The 24,901-nt window shown below is 39.4% G+C and carries 14 protein-coding genes and 1 pseudogene; 5 read left to right on the top strand and 10 right to left on the bottom strand.

Annotated features, from left to right (window positions below; translation table 11 throughout):
* Positions 1-25: 25 nt before the first annotated feature.
* From EUBHAL_RS11050 to EUBHAL_RS11020, 7 genes and pseudogenes are all read right to left on the bottom strand, one after another.
* Positions 26-1,189: a peptidylprolyl isomerase gene (locus EUBHAL_RS11050; protein ID WP_005349470.1), complete on the bottom strand. Its 1,164-nt coding sequence runs from the start codon at positions 1,187-1,189 to the stop codon at positions 26-28.
* Between the two features lie 525 nt (positions 1,190-1,714).
* Complete coding sequence (gene mfd, locus EUBHAL_RS11045) at positions 1,715-5,236, bottom strand: transcription-repair coupling factor (protein WP_044923115.1); 3,522 nt, start codon at positions 5,234-5,236, stop codon at positions 1,715-1,717.
* Positions 5,237-5,324: 88 nt separating this feature from the next.
* The gene (gene pth, locus EUBHAL_RS16960; RefSeq protein ID WP_044923152.1) at positions 5,325-5,915 is read right to left on the bottom strand and encodes an aminoacyl-tRNA hydrolase; all 591 of its coding nucleotides are present in this window, start codon (positions 5,913-5,915) and stop codon (positions 5,325-5,327) included.
* A gap of 477 nt (positions 5,916-6,392) precedes the next feature.
* Positions 6,393-7,424, bottom strand: a pseudogene (locus EUBHAL_RS16955) (CDP-glycerol glycerophosphotransferase family protein); the annotation flags it as partial.
* Positions 7,425-7,800: 376 nt separating this feature from the next.
* The gene (spoVG, locus tag EUBHAL_RS11030; RefSeq protein ID WP_005349461.1) at positions 7,801-8,100 is read right to left on the bottom strand and encodes a septation regulator SpoVG; all 300 of its coding nucleotides are present in this window, start codon (positions 8,098-8,100) and stop codon (positions 7,801-7,803) included.
* Positions 8,101-8,130: 30 nt separating this feature from the next.
* Positions 8,131-9,255, bottom strand: a complete 1,125-nt coding sequence (gene glgD, locus EUBHAL_RS11025; RefSeq protein WP_005349457.1) for a glucose-1-phosphate adenylyltransferase subunit GlgD — start codon at positions 9,253-9,255, stop codon at positions 8,131-8,133.
* A gap of 19 nt (positions 9,256-9,274) precedes the next feature.
* A complete protein-coding gene (locus EUBHAL_RS11020; RefSeq protein ID WP_005349454.1) occupies positions 9,275-10,534 on the bottom strand; it encodes a glucose-1-phosphate adenylyltransferase in 1,260 nt (419 codons plus the stop codon).
* Positions 10,535-10,958: 424 nt separating this feature from the next.
* Between EUBHAL_RS11020 and murC the strand changes: the two genes are divergently transcribed.
* The 4 genes from murC to EUBHAL_RS11000 all read left to right on the top strand — a co-directional run bounded on the left by murC (position 10,959) and on the right by EUBHAL_RS11000 (position 16,541).
* A complete protein-coding gene (murC, locus tag EUBHAL_RS11015) occupies positions 10,959-12,341 on the top strand; it encodes a UDP-N-acetylmuramate--L-alanine ligase (RefSeq protein WP_044923112.1) in 1,383 nt (460 codons plus the stop codon).
* 732 nt (positions 12,342-13,073) lie between these two features.
* The gene (locus EUBHAL_RS11010; protein WP_044923110.1) at positions 13,074-14,264 is read left to right on the top strand and encodes a DnaD domain-containing protein; all 1,191 of its coding nucleotides are present in this window, start codon (positions 13,074-13,076) and stop codon (positions 14,262-14,264) included.
* A 3-nt stretch (positions 14,265-14,267) separates the two neighbouring features.
* A complete protein-coding gene (locus EUBHAL_RS11005; protein ID WP_005349439.1) occupies positions 14,268-15,269 on the top strand; it encodes an ATP-binding protein in 1,002 nt (333 codons plus the stop codon).
* 78 nt (positions 15,270-15,347) lie between these two features.
* The gene (locus tag EUBHAL_RS11000; protein ID WP_022170698.1) at positions 15,348-16,541 is read left to right on the top strand and encodes a ribose-phosphate pyrophosphokinase; all 1,194 of its coding nucleotides are present in this window, start codon (positions 15,348-15,350) and stop codon (positions 16,539-16,541) included.
* 1,062 nt (positions 16,542-17,603) lie between these two features.
* On the opposite strand, the gene EUBHAL_RS10995 is transcribed toward EUBHAL_RS11000, so the two are convergent.
* Positions 17,604-19,940: a transglycosylase domain-containing protein gene (locus EUBHAL_RS10995; protein WP_005349435.1), complete on the bottom strand. Its 2,337-nt coding sequence runs from the start codon at positions 19,938-19,940 to the stop codon at positions 17,604-17,606.
* 179 nt (positions 19,941-20,119) lie between these two features.
* Here EUBHAL_RS10995 and EUBHAL_RS10990 point away from each other — a divergent pair, with 179 nt between their 5' ends.
* Positions 20,120-20,884: a TraX family protein gene (locus EUBHAL_RS10990; protein WP_005349433.1), complete on the top strand. Its 765-nt coding sequence runs from the start codon at positions 20,120-20,122 to the stop codon at positions 20,882-20,884.
* A gap of 224 nt (positions 20,885-21,108) precedes the next feature.
* Here EUBHAL_RS10990 and EUBHAL_RS10985 read toward each other — a convergent pair whose 3' ends face one another.
* Positions 21,109-23,661 carry a hypothetical protein gene (locus EUBHAL_RS10985; RefSeq protein ID WP_005349430.1) on the bottom strand — a complete coding sequence of 851 codons (2,553 nt, stop codon included), beginning with the start codon at positions 23,659-23,661 and terminating at the stop codon, positions 21,109-21,111.
* Complete coding sequence (locus tag EUBHAL_RS10980) at positions 23,654-24,847, bottom strand: class I SAM-dependent methyltransferase (protein ID WP_005349426.1); 1,194 nt, start codon at positions 24,845-24,847, stop codon at positions 23,654-23,656. The genes EUBHAL_RS10985 and EUBHAL_RS10980 overlap by 8 nt, the downstream gene beginning before the upstream one ends.
* Positions 24,848-24,901: the final 54 nt, after the last annotated feature.

The following is a 24,901-nucleotide window of genomic DNA, read 5'->3' as shown; positions in this document are numbered from 1 at the left end:
TGTCTCCTTTGCCTGCGGCAAATTCCTATTTAGATTTAGCTGCTGTTGTAGCTTCACTAGAGGCTTCTGTTGTAGAAGCTTCACTGGAAGCTGCTGTTGTCTCTGTTGATGTCTCTGTAGCTGTGGAATCCGCACTCTTTAAAGATACCTGTGCCCAGAGTTTCTGGTCTACATCTTTATTATAGTCCCATTTCTTCTCAAGTTTCTTAGTCCAGTTGTCATATTTCTTCTGGAAAGCTTCGGACTGTTTCTTTTCTTTTAAAGTTTTCTTATTGCTTGCTGTTTCTTCTTTATCTGTGTAAGCAACAAGTTTAGCGATAACGTATCCGTTGTCACATTCTAAGACTTTATCTGCAATATCGCCATCTTTCATGCTCTTCATTACTTTTTCGAAAGCTTCTCCCTCTTCGGATTCGCCTGCTGCATAGGATTCATCTGTGTTGGAGTAATTCTGTTCTTTGGCAACTTTCTTAATTGTCTTCTTGCCGCTCTGGATTTCTTTGAGAGCTTTTTCTGCTTTTGCTTTCACGGCCTTTTTCTCTTTTTTACTCATTTCTGTTGTCTGGCCGTTATCACCTGTCTTTGTTGTGGCAAATACAACTCTGTAGATTGTGGACTTTCTTGCTTCATCGTCTGTTACTGTAACTTTTTCTTTGCTTTCAATCTTCTTCTGAACCTTAGAAGCAAGTGTACTGTCTTCATAGATTTTTTCTACATCTTCACGAGTAGCACCACATTCTTTCATAACCTTTTTACCAGTCTTATCCTGATAATAGGAAAGTGCAGAATCACTGCACTGCTGTTTTTCTGAATGAGTTAACTTACAGTCATACTTATCTGCCTTTTTGATAAGGATGATGTTCTGTTTCATCTGGGAAATAACTTGCTTTTTTACATACTCTTCAAATGTCTGGTCATTCCCATCATCGTCTTTACCCATGGACATACTCCAGAAGTCACTTCCATAGTAACTGCTATAAGTCTGCTCATACTGTGCGCTAAGCATCTTAGCATACAACCATGCTTCTTTTAATGTGACATCTGTTCCGTCATAGCTGAATAAAACTTTATTTCCATCCTGTGTTTTTGTTCCTTTTCCACTGCTTGATGTAGAACAGCCGGTCATGAGACTCAGGGCCATGATTACTACAAGAACGAGGGAAAGAACTTTTGTTAATTTCGCTTTCATTTGAACCTCCTATAATTTTACACTACATTTTTCTATTATAGTACAAAAGGAAGAATACAACAAGTAAATTCTGGTTTGTAGGGTTAGAGAAAGAAACAGGAACTCTGGTAAATTATTTTTCAGAGGGATTGACACTTGAAGCAACTTAGTAATTCCTTTGAATTAACAGGAAAATGCTAATTTTTAGCTACATTACCATACAGATTTTGATATTAGTTATTTATGATCCGGATTATTATCGTAAAATTGTTGAGATATTGTAACCATAGTTTGAATGTTAATCTTTAATATCTCATTTTACGGGAAGCCACAACCTATTAGAGAATCCCCAAATCCTCTAAGATAAGTTCTGATTTTGCTTCTACAGCCAACGAACAGTACCCAAAGAGAGCCGATACCCTATATTTGTGGCCTGGGAGCAAAGGTTGGATGCGAGCGCTTTAAGCGAACATTCAACCTGCTGCGACTAAAGTCACAAATATAGGGTATCGGCTCTCTTTGGGTGCGTCTCCTTGCCTGCGGCAATCAGGATTTATCCTGTAGTTTTTGGATTTCCCCAATGATTTCCCTGACTTTTGCCAGTAAGTCTTTTTTCGGTATCCCTGTAGATTCGAACACAAACACCGGATTCGCTTCTGGTTTTATTTTCATCTTGTTGCGGTACTGTTTGAGGAAACCGTCAATTTCTTCAACGCGAACTTTCGCCCGTGGGTTCATGGTAAACAGGATTTTGCTTCCTTTCTGCTCGATGGAAAGAAGCCATGCCTGATGGGCTTCTTCTCTAAGGAGTGCAACGTCCATGAGGCGGATGAGTGGTGCTGGTGTATCACCGTAACGGTCGGTCATTTCTTCGATCATGTCCTCGGATTCTTCCTGCGTCTCGATAGTTGCGATTCGTTTATACCAGGAGAGTTTTTCGGATTCGCTCTTGATGTAGGTTTCCGGAATGTAAGCATCGATGGACAGGTCGATGGATGTGGTAAATGTATCGACTTCCTGCTGTTCGCCTTTCATTGTTAATACGGCCTCGTTGAGCATTTTGCAGTAAAGATCGTATCCGACGGATTCCATATGACCGGATTGTTCTGCACCAAGAAGATTCCCGGCCCCACGGATTTCGAGGTCACGCATAGCGATTTTGAAACCACTTCCTAAGTCAGTGAATTCACGGATAGCTTTTAATCGTTTTTCGGCTTCTTCTTTTAAGATAGAGTTTCTTCTATACATTAAGAATGCGTATGCAGTTCGGTTGGAACGGCCGACACGGCCTCTTAGCTGATAAAGCTGGGAAAGGCCAAATAACTGTGCATCCTGAATAATCATCGTGTTAACATTTGGGATGTCGAGTCCAGTTTCGATGATGGTCGTGGAGACTAAAACATCTATTTCTTTATTGATAAAGCCGGACATAATCGTTTCAAGCTGGCGCTCGCCCATTTGCCCGTGTGCATACTCTACTGTGGCATTTGGTAAAAGCCGTTGTAAGCCTGCTGCTACTTCATCGATATTGTTGACTCGATTGTATACATAGTATACCTGTCCGCCTCTGCCAAGTTCTCGTTCGATTGCTTCGCGGACAAGTTCCTCGTTGTACTCCATAACGTATGTCTGAATTGCCCGGCGGTCCACTGGTGGAACTTCAAGAACACTCATGTCACGGATTCCGGCAAGACTCATGTGCAGGGTTCTTGGAATTGGGGTTGCGGACAATGCCAGAACGTCAACATCTTTCTTCAGCTGCTTGATTTTTTCTTTCTGTTTTACGCCAAAACGCTGTTCCTCATCAATAATAAGGAGTCCGAGATTCTTGTATTTGATATTTTTTGAAAGAACTTTATGTGTGCCGATGACAATGTCAATCGTTCCGTTTTTCAGTCCATCAAAAATACGTTTTTGTTCTTTTGGCGTGCAAAAACGAGAAAGCATGGCAATCTCGACTGGATAATGTTCCATTCTTTCTTTAAATGAATTGTAATGCTGCTGTGCTAAAATGGTTGTCGGTACAAGATAAACTACCTGTTTGCTGTCCATAACTGCCTTAAATGCCGCTCGGATTGCGACCTCGGTCTTTCCATATCCAACGTCTCCGCAGATAAGACGGTCCATAATTCGATGACTTTCCATGTCACGCTTGGTATCTTCAATCGCGCTTAACTGATCTTCTGTTTCCTCATATGGAAATAATTCTTCAAATTCTTTTTGCCAGACGGTATCTTTGCCGTAAGCGTAGCCTTCTTTTGCCTGCCTCTCGGCATAAAGTTTTACCAGATCCTGTGCCGCAATCTGCACCTGTGAGCGCACCCGGCTTTTCGTCTTTTCCCATTCTGTGCCGCCAAGCTTATTCAGTTTTGGCTTTCTTGCACTTAAATTCGAATATTTCTGAATGAGTTCAAGCTGTGATGCCGGAACAAAAAGATTACTCGCATCTTTGTATTCAATATTGATGTAATCTTTCGTAATTCCATCGGACTCAATTTTTTCCATGCCACGGTAAATACCGAGTCCATATTTTTCATGGACAACATAATCACCGACTGAAATCTCCGAAAGAGAATTGATTTTCTGGCCACTGTACTGGCTTTTCTTCTTCGGCTTTTTGGCCTTTCTTTCCTTGAAAATGTCTTTTTCGGACAAAACGACAAATTTAAGCGTCGGGTACTCAAAACCATTTCCAAGTCGGCCACTCGCCACCATAATCTCCCCCGGTGCAATCGTGCGGTCAAAATCAGCTGCAAAATACGCAAGCAGACCATAATCCCTGATATTTTCTGCAAGACGCTTCGCCCTTGTTGTTGAAGAAGAAAGCAGCAAAATCCTGTAATTTTGCTTTTTCCAGTGTTCTAAATCCTTGATAAGCTGGTCAAAACTATTATTATATGAAAAAATGGACTTTGCCTCGATATCACAAGTGGTTTTCGGCTTGTAAAAAGCGTAATCCTGAATAACAGAACTGAGCAAAATAAGCGGTCCCACCATCACTTTTGACAGAATCTCCTCATATCCAAACAGCAAATCCGCCTGTCCCGGCAGCACATATCCACCTTCTAATCGACTCTGCATACAAAGGAAAAATTCTTCCTCATATGTCTTTCCTTTTTCCAGAACACGATGCGGTTCATCAATGAAAAAGAGTGTATTTTCTGGTAAATATTCAAGAAATGAAACCGTTTTCTCATAAAAATAGGACAATAATGCCTCACTTCCCTCTGCTGTTCCAAAAGAAAGAAGTTCCTCCTCTGTCCTTACCGTCATCTTCCGAAGACGTTCTTTTTCCGCAAAACGCTTTCTCTTCTTAAATGCTTCTTCCTGCTTCTTATACTCTTCCTTCATTCGGCGAACTGCCTCACCAATCTTATTTCTTGAAAGAATCATTTCTGTCGCAGGGTATACCTGAACCTCGTCCAGCTTTTCCACACTTCGCTGCGTTTCCGTATCAAAAGAGCGGATGGAATCCACTTCATCCCCCCACAGCTCAATTCGAACCGGAAGTTCCTCCGTCAACGGGAAAATGTCAATGATTCCCCCTCGGATACCGAACTGCCCTGGCGCTTCCACCAGGCCACTGTTTTCATATCCAAGCTCTGAAAGCTTGAGTTTTAATGCATCTGTATCAATAATTGATTCAAAATCAATCGTCAGGCAATGCTCCTTAAACTCCTCAAACGGAATCATTTTCTCCATAAACACATCAAGACAGGCAACAATCGTGAGAGGCTTTCCCTCCACAATCTTTTTTAAAATGTCCATTCGCTGCCGCTCAATGTGATTACTATGCACATCTGCACTGTAAAACAGCACATCTCTCGAAGGATACAGCACCGTATTCGGATCAAAAAAACTCAAATCCTGATACAGCTCCTTCGCCTTCTCTTCTTTATACGTCAACACAAACCGACAAGGAAAATCCTCCCCCAAATTTGGAATAAAGTGTGCTTTTTGAGAATCAACACAACCATTCAGGACGATGGGATAAGCCTGTTGGCTCATTGCGGTTTTTATATCAATATAAGTATCGAATTTTAAAAGAGGGTTTGATAAAGTTTTCATGATACCTCCTTTTATTTTGGTTGTTGCACTTTTCTGTTGCATGCTTGCTTTTACTATTATTTATAGCGCAACGGAAAAATATTTTCTCCTATTCCAAAGTTTTTCTCTTCTTCTTTCCTACGCTATATTTGTTCATAGCTTCTGAAAATTCATCCTGTGCAAAAAGTTCTGCTGCTTTTTCAGCTTTGTCTAATGCATCGGAGAGCAGTTCTTTTTCGTCGTCTTTGAAATGTCCAAGAACATAATCTGCGAGATCCTGTCCCGGATGTTTTTCGCCGCCGATACCGACACGGATTCGTGGAAAAGTGTCTCCTCCTAAATGTTTGATAATGCTCTTCATTCCATTATGTCCGCCGGCACTTCCTTTCGTGCGAAGACGAAGCATTCCAGGCTCTAAACTGATATCATCATAAATTACGAGGATGTCGCTTAAATCCAGCTTATAGAAATCCATGATTGGCCTAATGCTTTCGCCGCTTAAGTTCATATAAGTTAATGGTTTTACGAGAAGAACTTTGCTGCCACCGATGATACCACTTCCTACCATTGCCTTGAACTTATGCTGATTAATATTGATTCGATTTGCCTCTGCGATACGGTCAATCGCCATATATCCTACATTGTGTCTTGTTCCTTTATACTGGTCTGTTGGATTACCCAATCCTACGATTACTTTCATTCTATGTTCCTTTCGTGATTTTATTTCTTCTGAGGTTTCTTTTGTACTTTTTTCTTCTTGATTTTGTAACTTTAATTGTTTTTGTTTATTTATATCTTTTTCTTTTTTTGATGTTAACTTATCTATACCCGATATAAAATTGTTATTTTTCTTATTCTTTTGCTTAGTTACGTTTGCTGTCTGCTGTTTTAACTTTTCCTGCATTCTCGCCTTTTGCTGCTGTCTTTTTCTTTGCTTTTTGCGCTCAGACTCCCAGGAGTTTACGGCTTCTTCGGCATCCTGTGTTGCCCATTTTTCGGGGAGTTTTCCGTTCTGGCTTTTGCCGGAAGCATTATCAAAAATATTCTGGCTGATGCTGTCAGGATTTCTCTTTCTGCGGTGTTTTGGGCGATATTGATTCCACTCTTCATAGAATGGTTCCGGTTCTGACGCAGAATTCGGCAGCTTTTTGCCATTGCCGAAATAATAGTCTACCACTCTCTCCGCAGATTTGTCATCAAAATAATCGTTGTGAAGATGTGCAAATTTCTCTACTTTCGCAATATCCCACTGTTTATTTTTAATACAGTCAATCAAATCCTGCATATTTTCTACGATCGGACCGGGTGCCGTCTTTTCATAATCAAAATAAAAACCTCGGTCTTTACTTAAATACCATTCTTTGTCAAATGCATAAAGGATGATCTGACGGTTTAAAAGAGAATATTCTACTGCAATCGAAGAATAATCCGCAATTAAAATGTCCGTCATGCAAAGAAGTTTGCGGACATTCGGATAATCGGTCATATTTGCTACGGTATCCGGCACTTTTGCAGACTGAATCTGCGGATGAAGACGTACCATTAAGAAATAGTCTTTCCCAAGTTCTTTCTGAAATGCATCAAAATCAAACGCTTCTAAAAGCTTTTTATCATGTTCTTCCTCCCCACGAAAAGTCGGCGCATAAAGAACAAGCTTCTTTCCTTTCATTTCCGGATATTGTTCACTAAGCTCTTCCTTCCACGCAGCAATATCATGATCTCTGAAAAAATAGTCCACCTGTGGACATCCGATACAGATCACCTTTTCTTTCGGTGCTATAAAAGCCTCTGCATAGTTGTCCCTGATATTTTCTGAACTTGCCAGTATGTGGTCTGTATTTTTCGTTGCCGCTTTAAGCTCCTTTAAAACTTCCGGGTTCGTCTCCGATGAACCGCCAAACTTCTTAAAAGATCCCATCCCATGCCAAAGCTGAACTACCTTTGTCTCATCCGACAGCTTCATATATCCAAGCGGCAAAAAATTGTCATTCAAAAAAATATGGGATGAAGTCGCCATTCGAAAAGCCTTTATAGTAAAAAGCTTTAGCAAGCCTCCCAGATTACGTAGACTCACTTCATAATCTGCATGCGTAATGATATTAAAATGAAAAGGTAACCCTCTTTTTTCACATTCGTTTTTTATCTCAAACAGGCTTCCTGTACCCCCGGTATTTAATTTCTCTATCAGGGTAATCTGATTCTTTTTCACTTTCCATTTGCGAAAGAAATTAAAGCACCCTGCGAATATTTTATTTGTATTCAATGTATCTAACCTCCACTGTACATCTAATGTACTCTCGGAATCTTTTTGTGCCGTTCTGTAAGATATTGTTAAAAATCAATTCTCGAAGTTCTACTTGATATTTTTCCATAACAGCATAAACAACATATGTTTTTTAGTATATCATAGATTATGCATTTTCTAAAAAGAAAAATTTTCGAATAGCAAAATGACTCTTGCAATCTTCAAAAATCTTCATAAAAATATAGCAGGAATTCCATATATTATACAGAAATTCCTGCTATAAGGTTAAGAGCTGTTTTACGTCAGCCCCTTTATCTTCTAAGTTTTGCTACAGTTATATTTATAACGCTACCTCTGCTTCTCCGACTGTTTCCTCTTCCCCCGAGGCCATGATTGCTTCGTATTCCTGAAGAATACTTTTCTGGATGATGTCACGAGTATCAGAGTTAATCGGATGTGCGATATCACGATACTCGCCATCGGATGCTTTGCGGCTTGGCATTGCGATAAATAAACCTTTTTCTCCGTCAATTACTTTGATATCGTGCACAACAAATGCATTATCAAAAGTTACGGATACGACCGCTTTCATCTTTCCTTCTTTTGCTATTTTTCTGATTCTTATATCGGTAATCTGCATGACCTGTCCTCCCAATAATGTTGTTACTAATTACAGAATGTACCGTACATTCTTCTCAATTACTATCTTAACCTCATCATCGGTTCCGACGTAGTTCGTTCCTGGACGGAGAGTATCTCTGCTCTCTACGATACAGTTCTCAATATAGGAGTCATCTCCAATATATACATCATTCAAAATGATGGAGTTCTTGATAGTACAGTTGTTTCCAATGTATACATCTTTAAAGATAATAGAGTTTTCAACCTTACCGTTAACAATACATCCAGAGGAAATAATACTGTTCTTTACTTCTGCTCCTGTATTGTATTTTGCCGGCGGAAGGTCATCTACTTTAGAGTATACGTCTGGATACTGTTTGAAGAAGTAATCTCTTACGTCTTTCTTAAGGAAGTCCATGTTTGTCTTAAAATAGGAATCTACTGTTGCAATATTTCTCCAGTATGTATCGAGTTTGTAACCGTAAATCTTACGAACATTTCTGTAACGAACAAGTACATCCTGTACAAAGTCATGTCTGTCTTCTCTTGCACAACGCTCAAGAATCTCAATTAAATGGCGTCTTCTGATTACATAAACACCGATAGATACGTTATTAGAGGAAGCAACGAGTGGCTTCTCTTCAAATTCTACGATTCTTTCGTTCTCATCTAACTTAAGAACACCAAAACGTGTTAAATCGTCATCTGTATCTTTTAATGTTGTGTAAACTACCGTGATATCTGCATTCTTAGCGATATGAGCTTCAAGAACCTTGCCGTAATCCATCTTGTATACACCATCACCTGTTGCGATGATTACATAAGGCTCATGGCTCTTCTTAAGGAAATCAATGTTCTGATAAAGAGCATCTGCTGTTCCCTGATACCATGAGTTATTGTTCTTTGTAACAGTAGGAGTGAAGACATAGAGTCCTCCCTGCTTTCTTCCGAAATCCCACCATTTACTTGAGCTTAAATGTTCATTTAAAGAACGAGCATTAAACTGAGGTAATACCGCTACTTTAGATACGCGGGAATTACTCATATTACTTAATGTAAAATCAATTGCACGATAGCTTCCTGCTACTGGCAGGGCTGCAATCGCACGTTTATCGGATAATCTTCCAATTCTGTTATTATTACCACCTGCTAAAATAATACCTATAGACTTCATTTATGTCACCTGCCCTCTACTATCTGATAATGGATTCGCCGCTTGCCAGAATTCCGTCTGGATAATCTTCTGCTGTTGTCTTTCCTACGATTGCGACATTCTTACCGATCTTAACGTTGGCCGGGATAACAGAACCTTCACCTATAGTAACTAAGCCGCCACTATAAACCTTAGGTTTATACTTGTTCTCTGCTTCTTCAAATACACCAAGCTCTGCGTTCTCTCCGACTTCTACGCTCTCTGCAATGATAGACTTCTCAATCTTAGCACCCTTCTTAATCACGGTATTATTCATAATAATAGAGTTCGTAACTACAGCACCTTCCTCAATGACAACACCAGCTCCGATTACAGAGTTGGAAATCTCACCGTAAACTTCTGTTCCGTCTCCGACGATGCAGGCATTTACCTTAGAGTCTGCTGAGAAATACTGTGGTGGAATAACGTCTGTCTTTGTATATATTCTCCAGAACTCTTCGTAAAGGTTAAATTCTGGGATAATATCGATTAATTCCATGTTCGCTTCCCAATATGCGGAAAGTGTTCCTACGTCCTTCCAGTAACCCTGGTAATTGTAAGCCATAATCTTATCACCGCGCTGGTGGCAGTAAGGAATTACATGCATACCGAAGTCACAGCCAGGCTGTTCGGATAAAGTTTCCAGAGCTTCCTTTAATACTTCCCAGTTAAAGATGTAAATACCCATGGATGCTTTATTACTTCTTGGGTTCGCTGGTTTCTCTTCGAATTCGAGAATCTGATTATTCTCATCTGTAATTACCAGACCAAAACGGCTGGCATCTTCCCATGGTACTTCATATGTAGCCAGTGTAATCTGGGCGTTGTTCTTCTTATGGAACTCAAGCATCAGTTCATAGTCCATCTTATAAATATGGTCACCACCAAGAATAATTACATAATCTGGATGATAATACTCCATGAATTCCATGTTCTGATAAATCGCGTTCGCTGTTCCCGTGTACCAGTCAGTATTCTGGCTCTTCTCGTATGGAGGCAGAATAGAAACACCACCTATATTACGATCCAAATCCCAAGGAATACCGATACCGATGTGCTGGTTCAGTCTTAATGGCTGATACTGGGTAAGAACACCTACTGTGTCGATTCCAGAGTTAATACAGTTACTTAACGGAAAATCAATGATTTTGTACTTTCCGCCGAATGCTACTGCCGGTTTCGCTAATTTTGAGGTTAGTACGCCAAGACGGCTTCCTTGTCCACCAGCTAAGAGCATTGCTATCATTTCTTTTTTTATCATAATAATCACCCCTTTGTCACATAATACTTATTATAGCACTGAAATTCCCAAATGGAAAGCAGTTTAGCACAAAAAACAAAATATATTTTTTATTTTTTTATATATTTTGTATCGTCCATATGGTTATCTTTTACATTTAAATGTAGAAATCCCACGAAAACAATAGGACATTATAATGAAAAGTGCCCTATTACTGGCTGTTTTAGGAATTTTTCAAGGTACCCTGGCACCCTTACTATAAGATGTGTACAGAAGAGACCTTAAGTATCGCAATTCTTTCTTGAATCTCGTTTATCTGTGCGCTATACTATAAACGACTTTTTAATAATTAAACTGATTTTTTTCGCCATATTTATTTATATGTACTCACTAAGTCCCATATGACGGATTTTCTGAGACACATCTTGTGGCACTGGAGGGAAATATGTATACAATTGATTTTCAAAAGCCGATTCATGTTCATTTTATCGGTATTGGCGGCATTAGCATGAGCGGTCTTGCCGAAATTTTATTAAACAGACATTTCACAGTGACCGGTTCTGATATGCAGGCTTCCGACATGACAAAGCATCTTGAAGAAACAGGTGCAAAGGTTGTTATTGGACAGAAAGCAGAGAATATTACCGATGATATCGATCTTGTTGTTTATACTGCTGCCATTCACGAATCTAACGAAGAATTTGCTGCTGCAAAGAATAAAGGAATCCCTATGATGACCCGCGCAGCTCTTCTCGGACAGATCATGGCAAACTTTGCGAAGTCTATCGCTGTTGCCGGAACACATGGAAAGACAACAACAACTTCTATGCTTACTCACATTCTTCTTCAGGCAGATACCGATCCTACGGTCAGTGTCGGAGGTATGTTAGACCGTATCGGCGGAAATATTCGTGTCGGCCATTCTGACCTCTTCCTTACAGAAGCATGTGAATATACGAACAGTTTCTTAGAATTCTATCCTTTATATTCTATTATCTTAAATGTAGAAGAAGACCATATGGATTTCTTTAAGGATATTGAGGATATTAAGAATTCTTTCCACAAGTTTGCTTCTCAGACTGCTGATGATGGTCTTATCATTATTAATGGCGATATGGGCCACACAGACTTCATCTTAAACGGTCTTAGCCAGAAGCACGTTACTTTTGGTTTAAACCCTGACAATGATTACACTGCAGCAGATATTACATTTGATAAAGAGGGAAATGCTTCTTATAACCTTATCGCACATGGACAGGAAAAGGGCCGTATCACTTTAAAAGTAAAAGGCCGCCACAATGTTATGAATTCTCTGGCAGCTATTGCTTGTACAGAAGCAATTGGACTTCCTTTAGATGCAATCCGTAAAGGACTTTTATCTTTTGGTGGAACACACCGCCGTTTTGAGTACAAGGGTTCTCTCGGTGATGTAACTGTCATTGATGACTACGCTCATCATCCAACAGAAATCCGCGCTACTTTATCTGCTGCAAAGGATTATCCGCATGATGAACTCTGGGTTATCTTCCAGCCTCATACATACACCCGTACAAAGGCGTTTCTCCCTGAGTTTGCGAAAGCATTAGAACAGGCAGACCACATTGTTCTGGCTGATATTTACGCTGCCCGTGAGGTAGATACCGGAGAAGTTTCTTCTAAAGATGTAATGAAACTTTTACAGGAAGATGGACAGGATGTACATTATTTCCCAAGCTTCGAAGAAATCAAAGATTTCGTAAAGGCTCACGTAAAAGGACATGACCTCCTGATTACGATGGGCGCAGGTAATGTTGTGGAGATTGGAGAAGAACTTCTGGCTGAAAAATAAGTTCTGGGTTGCCACAGACAAAAGATGCCCTCATTAAATAAAAGAAACTGTTCACAAATTTTCAGTATGATAAAGCCATCAAAAAAACAACGAATTATTTTTTTGATAGATTTTTTCATACTTTCCTCTCTTTGAACCGTTGAATAGACGGTTCTTTTTTTGCAATTTTATAACACTCCTATAAGCATCCCGCAGGGCAAACAAAAATTGTGGATACCAACTTCTGATTTTGCTTCATCAGCCAAAGAGAGCATATCTGTCTCTGCAGTAACCCAGAAAGTTATCCACATTATCCACAATTTTAAAAAATTTTTTGGGAGTATTCTGAGTCTTTCCCCATGTTGTTTACATTTTGTCCACATTGTATTTTTGTTCGTTCACACCTATATCTTGGAACTTATCACCCTTTTTGACCAGTTTTCTCCCCAAAATATCGAATTCCACCCACCTATCCACAAAGTTATCCACATTATCCACAAAAGTGTCCACATTATCCATCAAGGTTTTATACAGGAGTTATCCCCAATTCTATCCACATTCTCCCCAGATTCGAAACTGTATTTTTTTTGGAGGGTGTGCTATTCTATATTACGAATTATTCAGAATATACTGATGCTATTTTCTGGCATTTGATATTTGGATAACTATTTATTCTATAGAATTTACATTTACAATTTATTAAAACGCACGATGATAACCGATAAACTACAGATGATAGAAATAAGGGGTATAATGAGCGATAAGATTACTTTACTTTACAACGTACAGAATGAAGTTACTGTTCTGCCAAACAAATTTATTGATGAATATATGATAAAAGCGGATGGAGAATATGTTAAGATTTATCTTCTGATTCTTCGTCTGCAGGGTATGGGATTGCCTGTTGATGTGGAACGTATTGCAGATTATTTAGAACTGACACGAAAAGATGTTTTGAGAGCACTTTCTTATTGGGAGAAAGCTGGTATTTTACGGACAGGAGCTGCTTCTGAGACGGCTGCTACGGTGACTGGCTCTGAATCTATGGCAAATGGAATCTCTGGTGATACAGGAACTGCTCAAACTGTTGGAACTTCTGGTTCTGATGGAAATATTATAACCTCTGGAACTTCTGGTTCTGATGGAAATACTATGGCTTCTGAATCTACAGGACAAACTGGAGCTTCTCTTTCACCAACAATCACTCCTGTACCAGATAAGAATACGTTAAGTCCTACGGAAGTACAGGCTTCAATGACGAATAAGGATTTAGAACGGACGATTTATATGGCGGAGACTTATATTGGACGGCCATTTTCCACAACGGAACTGAATAGTTTTTGCTATATTAATGACCAGCTGCATTTCTCTTCTGATTTGCTGGAATATTTAATTGAGTACTGTGTTACTCGTGGAAAGAAGAGTGTCCGCTATATCGAGAGTGTTGCGATTAACTGGTATCAGCAGGGCATCACAAGTGTTCAGGAAGCAAAGGAACAAAGTACGCTGTATTCACAGAATGTTTTTCCTATTATGAAGGCATTTGGCATTTCGAATCGTGATCCGGGGTCTGCCGAGCTTGACTACATAAAGAAGTGGAATTCTCTTGGACTTGGTACGGATATTATTATCGAGGCGTGCAGCCGGACACTTCTGGCAACGCATCAGGCAAGTTTTCCGTATGCAAACAAAATTCTTGAAGATTGGAAACGGCTCGGTGTCCGGAATACTTCAGATATTAAGCATTTAGATGATAAGCATCGTTCTACTGCTTCGTCTTCTTCAGGTTCTGCTGCCGGATATACACAGGGACAGCCTCGTAAAGGAAGTATTGGGGCAGCTGCCAGAAAAAATACTGCTACGAACCAGTTCCACAACTTTGAACAGAGAACGTATGACTTTAATGATTTGGAATCTCGTCTTCTTGATAAGACCAGGAGGTAAGCTATGGGCATTTCCACAAGACAATACCAGGATATTATGAATGAATATGATGCAGTACGCCGCCGCAATTATATGGCGGAACAGGAACGCAAAGAGCGTGTTTATGCTCTGATTCCTGAAATTCGTCAGATTGACGAACAGATTGCTCATATTTCTGTGGAAAAGGCAAAGGCACTCCTTCTTAAGCAGGTATCTAATGCTGAGGCAAAGAAGTCTTTGCAGAACACGATTTATGATCTTTCTATGGAAAAGGTCAACCTGCTGGCGATCCATGATTACCCGGCAGATTATCTTGACCCGATTTACGATTGTCCGGAATGTAAGGACACCGGCTATATAGGCGATAAAAAATGCCGCTGTTTTCAGCAGAAGATTCGCCATATTCTTTACAGCCAGTCTAATATAGAGGATGTGGCTGGTACAGAAAGTTTTTCTGCTTTTCGCAGAGAGTATTATTCTACACAAAGAAGCGGCAGAGAGAAGCTTTCCCCTCGTGAGAATATAGAAAATGTCTTATCGGCAAGCCATTCTTTTATTGAAAGTTTTGACTCAAAACCGGGGCAGAATCTCTTGATTTATGGAAATGCAGGTGTTGGCAAGACATTCCTTTCAAATTGTATCGCGGGAGAACTTCTGAATCGTGGAAAAGGTGTTATTTACCTGACTGCCTATCAGTTTTTTGACCAGCTAGCTGACTATACATTTCGCCGGGGAGCAAATAATGCACAGACATTGCCTGCTTTCCTGCATTGTGACCTTCTCATCATTGATGATCTCGGCACAGAACTTAATAATTCTTTCATTAATTCTCAGCTTTTTTTATGTATTAATGAAAGAATTCTCAATAAAAAATCTACTATTATAAGTACAAATCTTTCTTTAGAACAGATTAACCGTTCTTACACAGAAAGAGTTTTTTCAAGAATCATACAGTCCTACACCCTTTTACATATTTACGGAGAAGACATTCGCATTAAAAAGGCTTTCTCCTCCCTTGACGAATAAGAGAATGGATGTTATAAAGGAATTGTAATATGATTTATCTCACATAATAATAATTATATGATTAAAGGAGTAAAACACATGAGACCAGATGATAGCAAATTTGCAACCGTTCCTGTAGGTAAGCTTGGAATTATTGTTCACCCTAGCTGTGCAGAGCTTGGAAAGAGAATCGACCAGTATATTGTGAACTGGCGTAAAGAGCGTGAACATGAACACAAAGAGAATGTTGTATTTAAGGATTACGAGCAGGATACTTATATTATCGATGCAACCTGTTCCCGTTTCGGAACCGGTGAAGCAAAGGCACTCATCTCCGATTCTGTTCGTGGCGTAGATCTTTATATCCTTGCAGATGTTCTTAATTATAGTTTAAAATATAAAGTATGTGGCCATGAAAACCATATGTCTCCTGATGATATTTACGCAGATGTTAAGCGTATCATCGGCGCTGCTTCAGGTAAGCCAAAGAGCATTACTGTTATCATGCCGTTCCTTTATGAGAGCCGTCAGCATAAGAGAAGCTCCAGAGAGTCTTTAGACTGTGCTTACGCATTGCAGGAACTTACAGCAATCGGTGTTGATAACGTTCTTACATTTGATGCACATGACCCTCGTGTACAGAACGCGATCCCACTGAAAGGTTTTGACAATATCATGCCTACTTACCAGTTCATCAAAGCTTTACTTCGCTCTACAAGCGATCTTGAGATTGATAACGAACATTTAATGGTAATCAGCCCGGATGAAGGTGCTATGAACCGTACAATGTACTTCTCCAGCGTTCTTGGTGTAGATATCGGAATGTTCTATAAAAGAAGAGATTATTCTGTTGTCGTTGACGGACGCAACCCAATCGTTGCTCACGAGTTCTTAGGTTCTTCTGTTGAAGGTAAGGACGTAATGATCATCGATGATATGATTTCTTCCGGTGAAAGTATGTTAGACGTTGCAAGAGAGTTAAAGAGAAGAAAGGCACGTCGTGTATTCTGCATCTCTACTTTTGGTATGTTCACTAACGGACTGGAATCTTTCGATAAAGCTTACGAAGAAGGGCTTATTTATAAGGTAATCACTACGAACTGTACTTACCAGCGCCCAGACCTCTTTGAGCGTCCATGGTATGTAAGCTGTGATGTTGCCAAGTACATTGCTCTCTTAATTGATTCTATCAACCATGAGGCTTCTATCAGTGCAATTCTGAATCCTCATGACAGAATTACAAAGAGATTAGAGGAATATAAGCAGTTCCATACTATTAAGGAAGAGAAATAGGAGTTTGCTAGAGCGTGTTTGAAAAATGTTCTAGAAACAGACACCGCTGAAAAGGAAGATATTAAACTGAATTGTAGTTAATCTTCTAAAGAAAAAAAGAATTTTTATAAGTTTGATTTTGTTCCGTTGCGCTAAACATTCCATTCTGCCCAGAAAAACAGGAACTTGAGAAAAACGAGTCCCAAGTTCCTACAGTCAGAATTCCATAGCGTAAAGTCACAAAATGCAATACTTATAAAAATTCTTTTTTCTTTACCATAGTTTTCTTACAATTCCGCATATAATTTTGTTTCAGCGGCTGGATGATTTTGATATATAATATACTTAATTGGACAGCCGGGGGACGGCTTCACCTGTTCCGAGTCTTGCGGAAGGGGTGATACATATGGTTACATATACGGACTTATTCACCTATACGATAATGTTATGTGCTGTAATCACACTAGCTATTAATATACATAAAAAATAGCCGTCCTGACCCTGCGAAAGTCGACGGCTATCTTTTAGTTTAACACTTATTTGCCGGGGCAGGTGGCGCAACACCTTCCGGCTGTCTTGTTAAGTATAGTATATTCTATTCCTTTCCTATTGTCAAACAGGTATTTTACCTATGATTGCGTAAAGACAAACTTAGATTTATGTTCTATTTGACAATGACGGCAGCATAGAACATAATATACTTAACAGGAAAGCTGGAAGGTAAACGCAACTTACCCGTCCTGGCGAATTAAAACTATTTGTTAAATAGCCGTTCTATTCTTTCCAGGGAGCAGGACGGCTATTTTTTATTTACTCCCAAAACTATCCAGCCACCGAAATAAAATTTTATGCTGAATTGTAAGAACACTATGGTAAAGAAAAAAGAATGGTTATAAGTATTGCATTTTGTGCCTTTGCGCTGTGGAATTCTGACCATAGGAACTTGGGACTTATTTTTCCCAAGTTCCTGTTTTTCTGGGCAGAATGAAATGTTTAGCACAACTAAACAAAATCAAACCTCGTATTCTTTTTTCTTTTTCAGATACTTTTCAACAATCCGACTTCAAAGCACTTCAGTGGTATTTATTCTCCATTATCGGGGGTTCCACTGTCTCCGTTATTCCCGCTGTCGCCTCCATCGTTATTTCCTCCGTTGTCCATTCCGGAGTCGTTGTTATTTTCATTGTTTCCATTGTTTGCATCGTTTCCACCGTTACCACCGTTGCCATTATTACCGCCGCCATAGCCATTGTTGTTATTTTCGGTATTATTGTCGTTATTGTTATCATCCGGATTATAATAATCCTGAGAAGTGTCAGGCTCTGTTGTATCAGCGGCTGTGTTATCTTCGGTTGATTCGGTGGTGCTTTCTGTTGTGCTTTCGGTGTCGTCTTCGGTAGATTCCGTAGTTGCTTCTGTTGTGCTTTCGGTATCGCTTAAGTAGGATTCAAATTCTTTGCGGGTTAATCCCTGATGAATCTTGTCCATGTAATTTTTCCAGATGCTTGCTGGATAGGTATTTCCTTTTAAGTTATCTACGGATTTATATTTGTCCATTCCTACCCAGACTGCGGTCGTATAGTATGGGGTGTAGCCACAGAGCCATCCATCTACATAGTCATTGGTTGTTCCTGTCTTACAGGCTGCCGGCATATCTACATCCAGCTGGCAGACATGGGCGGTTCCTTCTGATTCTGTTACACAGCTTTGCAGTACACTTGTCATCATTCTTGAGGCACTGCTGGAGTAGACAGACTTTGTCGATTTATCTTCTGGTACAATGTCGTTGCCCTTGGCATCTGTAATTTTTATGATGCAATCCGGTGTATGGTATTCGCCATCATTGGCGATTGTCGCATAACCTGCCGCCATTTCTACAACAGTTGTTCCATTTGTAAAACCACCGATACAGGTTGAGTTATATTCATAATCTCTTTTATCGAGTCCCTTGAAATTCAATGCTTCAAGATACTTCATACAACTGCGTGGCCCAAGGTCTTCGTACAGACGATAGGTCGCTACATTACTTGACTTCTCTACCGCTCTTCTCAAGGAAATGGAACCAGAATAGGAGTAGCCTGCATTCGATACGGAATCGCTTCCTGTCATACGGCTGTCATCTAAGGTACTATCTGGTGTATATCCTTTTTCGAGTGCTGGTGTGTATACGAGGAGGGGCTTAATCGCACTTCCTGGCTGACGGAAGCTTTGGTAGGCTCTGTTTAAACCGTAACCTTCCTGATCTTCCTCACGGCCACCTACGATGGCTGCCACTTTTCCTGTGGAGTTATCAATGGATACAGCTGCTCCCTGTACCTTGTAAACACCATCGTCCGTCTTTTCTGTAAACATGGAAAGCTGGGAAGATACGGAATCCTGCAGCTGCTTCTGCTTCTCCATGTCTATTGAAGTATAAATACGATAGCCTGCTGAATATAAGCTTTTTTTGCAAGTGTTATACAGCTCATCGTATTCATTGTTATATTTTTCTTTTTCTGAATCACTGGAAAATGTTGTCTTAATCTCAAATCCCTGTTGTTTCATCAAGGCTTCTGTCGCACATTTTAAAATGTATGTTTCCGCGTAGTCATTCGTTGTTGTCTCTTTTTTCGGCATGATCGTTATCTTTTCAGCGACAGACTTCTCATACTGACTCTCGCTGATATAGCCGTCCTCATACATATTTTTGAGAATGCGGTCACGACGCTTTAATGTCGAGTCCTTATGTTTATAAGGATCATACCGGTTCGGACTATTTGGAATAGAACATAAAAATGCAATCTGTGAAATAGATAAATCTTTTGCATTTTTGTTAAAATACGCTTCTGAAGCAGACTCTATTCCATAGTAACCATTTGCAAAATATACATTATTCAGATAAAATTCGAGAATTTCCTGCTTTGTATACTTCTGCTCTAATGCTACCGCAATAAACATTTCTTTTATTTTACGGCTGTAAGTCTTCTCATAACCAAGGAAAATATTTCTCGCAAGCTGCTGTGTGATCGTACTTCCTCCCATTGTGATATTTCCTCTATTTAAAATGAGGGAAAGTCCTGCACGCGCCACTCCCTCCACATCAATTCCATGATGTGTGGTAAAATTCTTATCTTCTATCGAAATAATCGCCAGCTTTGCCGCATCTGGAATATCTTCATAATCAAGATAGGAAACATCCTTTTCCTGCTTTAACTTCTTTATCTCATTCCCTTCTGCGTCATATACAAGCGAGGTCTGCTCTGCTTTAAATGTGTCTTTACTGCTTTTTGCTACATCTTTACTTGCTTCCCTGTACATTGTAACTACAGGTACTCCTACTCTTTTTACTGCAATTACTCCAAGTACACAAAAAGCCAATATCAGGCAGGTTGCCCAGATCTTAAGCACCCGCCATAATAATCCATTATGTTTCTTACTCATAGTCACCTCCGCGGTTTCGTGTCTTATAAGTTCTATACAGGTTTATTATACCATCTTTTCTTTATCTTTCCCATTCTACGGAAATTTTTGCACTATATCTGTCCTTCCCTTTTCTTTTGCTTTATTTCCAGTTATAATCAGACTATCATTAAAGTATATCACAAAGAAATGGAGAGATTATGAACTTAAAAAAAATATCTGGATATCGTTTAAAATATATAGCTCTTTTTTCAATGCTCCTTGACCACATTGGAGTAATTGGCAGAGCTTTTCTGTCAAAAAACGTATATTTTCTCCTGCGGGCTGTTGGAAGGCTCTCTTTCCCCCTGTTTTGCTTTATATTGGCAGAAGGCTTTTTCCACACAAAAAACAGAAAAAAATACCAGCAGAGACTATTTATTTTTGCACTTTTATCAGAAATACCTTATGACCTGGCATTCCACTATTTACCTGCTTCAACACTTAATTCCGTTCTACATTTACAAAAACTGTCACTTACTGACTTTTCAGCCGCCTTTCAAGAGCAAAATGTATTATTCACTTTATTTTTAGGCTTTACCGCTATGATTTTAATGGAAAACGCCTCACAATACCGCCAAAATGCTTTCTATAGAAACTTTGATATTCTCATTATTTTCTGCTGCCTCAGTGAAGTTTTTCAGACCGACTGCGGGGCTGCCGGTATTTTGTGCATCTATTTCTTTTATTCAATCTATAAAAAAAGAGGAAGCTCTACCGAACTTCCAATCAAAGCAGGCTTCATCGGAACTTTGCCCGCTGCATTACCGTTACTAACATATGTCTCTCCGTTTCCAGTGCAGATATTTGCCCTTGCGGATAGTTTGCTTCTTCACTGCTACAATGGAGAAAAGGGCCAGGGAAGTAAATACTTTTTCTATCTTTTCTATCCCTTGCATCTGCTGATTTTAAGCTTTATATTCTGATTTTACTAGCGGAAGAGACGCCCGAAGGGAAGGAAATACTGCCTATTTGTGACTTTCGTCGCGGCGTGTTGAATGCTCGCTTACGCGCTCGCATCCAACACTTGCTCCCAGGCCACAAATAGGCAGTATTTCCTTCCCTTCGGGCTATCTTTGGCTCCAGTGAAATCAGTAAATTCAAAACAGAAAGAAAAAGAAGATATATCAAACCTATAATTTAAAAATGTCTAATCAGCAATATAAGAATAAAATACCTTTCCCGATTTTTCTAAGCGGTTTGTCACATCTGTTCTCGATGCGGCTGTAGATTTACCGGTGACAGGGTCTAAGTATCTTATTTTTGTTGCATTGTAGCTCATTACGATAACGTATCGGTTACTGTTTAACTTAGCGAGTACCGGGCTTCCCTGACTGACATAGTAGAGGATTTCATCTACGGTACATCCTGTAAGGTTGCGTGCTGTGTGTCCGCTATATTTCTTCATTAATTGTTCAATGCTGCCTTTTCCGATATCTATGCTGTCTGGTGCTGCTTCTTTTCCATTTACAGCAGCAATCATAGACAGACAGCCTGCGAGTGACTTTGCATCAGACTGTACTTTGACAACATTGTCCATTCCGGCTACCTGGGCATAGTCTGCGTAAATGCATTTCCAGAGAACATTTTCTTTGCTGTCTATTACATTGCCTCGCTCTGTGTAAGCCCGCGCAATGGCTTCGGTCAGGTTCGTATAAACCGCTTTTTGTGTACCGGAAGCATATACAAAGTACTGCTCCAGCTGTTCTCCGCTATTTGAAAGCTTCAATGTAACATCATCTTCATTTACCATAATTTTTGTTAAGAGAAGATCTGGAACTACCTGAATGTATACATAGTTCGGGAATTTTAAATAAAGCTGTGTCCAGTAGGTATCTGTATATTTGGAAGTCAGGGTTACTGCGTCAGATTCTTCTTTTTCTTTATAGCGAATGTAATCCTTCGTTCCTGTTTTCTGAATTTTGCCTCCTGTTCTTTTTCCGAGTGTCATTTCAAGGATGCTTCCCTTAATCTGTGTGGACATAATATAGCGCCCGGCTTTTTGATATTCTTTGATTGTCTTTCCGTTAATATCAACGATGTGAATTTTGGTAATCGGGAAGCTTACGGTTCCATTACTGCTCTTTGAAACATTTACGGCATTTGCCTCTCCATAAATAAAATCATTGGATAAAAAGCCAACGGCACGGATTCTTTTATCAGAACCTGCGGTAAAGTTCTGTTTTTTTCCTGATTCGAGATCTATCATTTCTATCTGCTTATTTTTATAAAGATTTTGCTCTTTTTCAATTGCGATAATGCTCTGATCTTTGGAAGCAGTCAGACTCTCATTCACAAGACCGGATTCTAATATTTTATCCTTTTTCTTCTCTAAATCAATTTCATGAAGGTCTCCCTCAAGTATACAATAAAATACGGATTTAGAGTTCAAATAGGAGAACTTCTCTAAATCTTCCTTCATGCTGTCATACGGCAGAGATGTGGAAAGGAAAGAAATCTCTTCGTTACAGTTTGTTTTTGCATCATATTTCATGACTTGGATTCCATTCATTCCTTCATGTCGTCCACGGTTAATATATCCATAAACAAGATAGAAAATATTTCCCTTATCATCCATGCTAAGCAGCTTGATTCCGTGGTTTCCTGTTGCATTTCTTATATCAGAAATATTTTCTGAAGCAAGGCTGTATATCTTGTACATATCAGAAGACTGATAGTCATAATACCAGAGCTGGCCTTCCACAGCAAAGCACACTCTGTACCCTTTATCAGAATAAATGTAACTGATATTCTTTTCATTCTGAATACCCAGGCTGATAAGGTTATTGGCCGAATCAATGATGGATTCATTATAATAAGCATCCATTGTTCTCTCATAATCAAGAAGATACATCCTGTCTGCCGTATAACGCAGCTTGTAGGTCTCACTCAGGTCATAATACTGAATAACACCATCGCTTATTTCTGTAGAAAGGATTGTATTCACCCGAATTACTGTGTATGTGTTGTTCATTTCCTGAAGAGTAATACGTGGCTTTGTTTCCTGTTTTACTTCCATATTTCCAAAGGAAACGGCTTCTCTTCCAGAGTTGATACTTACTGATTCGAGATTATCATCTATCGTATCTGCAGATGTTTCAAGATAGCTGGCATTCTCATCCATTGTTGCCTTATCAAATAAATTATTATGGAATTTTAAAACAAATGCAAGGTAGTCATCTAAATGATAACCAGAACCACTCTGTACCTTCGTGTAGAAATAAATTCGTGTGCTGTCATTCAGTCTGACTGCCATTTTAAGATAATATACTTTATTTTCTGATAAGGTATTTTTAAATGTCAGCGTTCCCAGCTTTATATTTTTCTTTTTATTCTTGGTAAGCTGATTCAGTGTTCCTGTTTCTGTCGGTTTGTCCGGTGTTTTTTCAAATAATGTGTACTGAATTGCCGTAATGTCATAATCGTAGTCATGAAGCTTTAAAATTACAGCATTTTTATTATTGGTAAGGGTAATCTGATTACGGACTAAAGAAAGATCAATGTCTTCCTTATATCCAGCCATCAGATTATAGCTGCTCGTATCATTTCCAATCTCAAGAACAGGATAGGATGGATTAGCCAGCTCTGCTACTGCACTTCCCTTTTCCATGCCCATCCGATTATTAAAAAAGACCAGTGCGCCGATGAAACACAATACGGCAACTGCTATGTGCAGGATTATCAACTGTACATTTTTACTCATTATTCACCCCTCCCTCTTCCTGAAGAAGCTTCCACAATGTCGGGGCAAATCCAAACTGTTCACAAAATGCATTTACCTCTTTTGAAGCCTTTTCTCTCTTCTTTGCGGACGGCTTTTTCCGATGTAAGGCACGAATTAAAAGGTTCTTTGGTGTATGCTCCATATCAATAAATTCTAAAATCTGTGTATCGTATCCCTGTTCTTCTAAAATTTTGGCACGGATACCATCTGTTGCAAGCGCACAGAAGCGCTCTTTTAAAATGCCATAATCTGTTATTGGCTCAAATTCTGATGCAGAAATCTGCTTATTAAGTTCATGCTGGCAGCATGGGACGGATAAAATAACAGATGCGCCCCAGCGTAATGCCTTATACAAAGCATAGTCCGTCGCTGTGTCACAGGCGTGGAGTGTTACTACCATATCTACCTGTGTAACGCCTTCAAATTCTTCTATGGAACCTTCATAGAAATTAAGCTTATCATAGCCATACTTCACAGCCAGACGGCTGCAGTTTTTTATAACATCCTTCTTTAAATCCAAACCGATAATACGAATATCATAACCTTTTAACTCTTTAATATAGTAGTACATAGCAAATGTCAGATAGGACTTTCCGCACCCAAAGTCAAGAATTGTAATCTCCCTGTCCTTCGGAAGATGCGGCAACACATCCTCTATAAACTCTAAAAAGCGGTTAATTTGGCGGTACTTATCGTACTTTGTCCGCACAATCTTTCCTTCTGCTGTCATAACTCCAAGATCTTTTAAAAATGGGACAGCAACTCCTTCTGGTAAAATGTATTTCTTTGTGCGGTTATGAAGCAAATGACTTTTATCTGATGACAGCTTTGCCACAGCCGGATTATTCTGCTTCTTTACTTTAATTGCTGCCTTTCCCTTTTTGTTGATAAGTGCAGTAAGCTCTGCACCAGAAGTCTGCAACTGTACCTGTTTATATAAGGGAAGTATCTTTTCCACTTCTTCTAATAATTCTCTCTTACTAAGATTCTTATGAAAAACCTGCGTCTTTGTATACGCCGCACTCTGAAAAACAAGTTTGTCCTTCACTAGAATCGGGCGAATATTGTACTTTTTCACTTCTTCTGCTTTTCTTGGATTACTTATCGTGAGAAGAAGCATCTGCTCATTTAAATTTTCTTTGATTTTGGTGAGTAAAAACTCCATGTTTATTCTCCTGTTATTTATTTCGATAATAAATGTATATTATAGCAGTAACCA

The organism is Anaerobutyricum hallii DSM 3353, assembly GCF_000173975.1.
Taxonomy (GTDB): domain Bacteria; phylum Bacillota; class Clostridia; order Lachnospirales; family Lachnospiraceae; genus Anaerobutyricum; species Anaerobutyricum hallii.
This window is presented reverse-complemented; position numbering and strand designations above follow the sequence as displayed.

What these genes read in the sequence shown, in the direction of transcription:
- EUBHAL_RS11050 (WP_005349470.1), bottom strand. Translation starts at nt 1,189, where the DNA reads ATGAAAGCGAAATTAACAAAAGTTCTTTCCCTCGTTCTTGTAGTAATC.
- mfd (WP_044923115.1), bottom strand. Translation starts at nt 5,236, where the DNA reads ATGAAAACTTTATCAAACCCTCTTTTAAAATTCGATACTTATATTGAT.
- pth (WP_044923152.1), bottom strand. Translation starts at nt 5,915, where the DNA reads ATGAAAGTAATCGTAGGATTGGGTAATCCAACAGACCAGTATAAAGGA.
- spoVG (WP_005349461.1), bottom strand. Translation starts at nt 8,100, where the DNA reads ATGCAGATTACCGATATAAGAATCAGAAAAATAGCAAAAGAAGGAAAG.
- glgD (WP_005349457.1), bottom strand. Translation starts at nt 9,255, where the DNA reads ATGAAGTCTATAGGTATTATTTTAGCAGGTGGTAATAATAACAGAATT.
- EUBHAL_RS11020 (WP_005349454.1), bottom strand. Translation starts at nt 10,534, where the DNA reads ATGATAAAAAAAGAAATGATAGCAATGCTCTTAGCTGGTGGACAAGGA.
- murC (WP_044923112.1), top strand. Translation starts at nt 10,959, where the DNA reads ATGTATACAATTGATTTTCAAAAGCCGATTCATGTTCATTTTATCGGT.
- EUBHAL_RS11010 (WP_044923110.1), top strand. Translation starts at nt 13,074, where the DNA reads ATGAGCGATAAGATTACTTTACTTTACAACGTACAGAATGAAGTTACT.
- EUBHAL_RS11005 (WP_005349439.1), top strand. Translation starts at nt 14,268, where the DNA reads ATGGGCATTTCCACAAGACAATACCAGGATATTATGAATGAATATGAT.
- EUBHAL_RS11000 (WP_022170698.1), top strand. Translation starts at nt 15,348, where the DNA reads ATGAGACCAGATGATAGCAAATTTGCAACCGTTCCTGTAGGTAAGCTT.
- EUBHAL_RS10995 (WP_005349435.1), bottom strand. Translation starts at nt 19,940, where the DNA reads ATGAGTAAGAAACATAATGGATTATTATGGCGGGTGCTTAAGATCTGG.
- EUBHAL_RS10990 (WP_005349433.1), top strand. Translation starts at nt 20,120, where the DNA reads ATGAACTTAAAAAAAATATCTGGATATCGTTTAAAATATATAGCTCTT.
- EUBHAL_RS10985 (WP_005349430.1), bottom strand. Translation starts at nt 23,661, where the DNA reads ATGAGTAAAAATGTACAGTTGATAATCCTGCACATAGCAGTTGCCGTA.
- EUBHAL_RS10980 (WP_005349426.1), bottom strand. Translation starts at nt 24,847, where the DNA reads ATGGAGTTTTTACTCACCAAAATCAAAGAAAATTTAAATGAGCAGATG.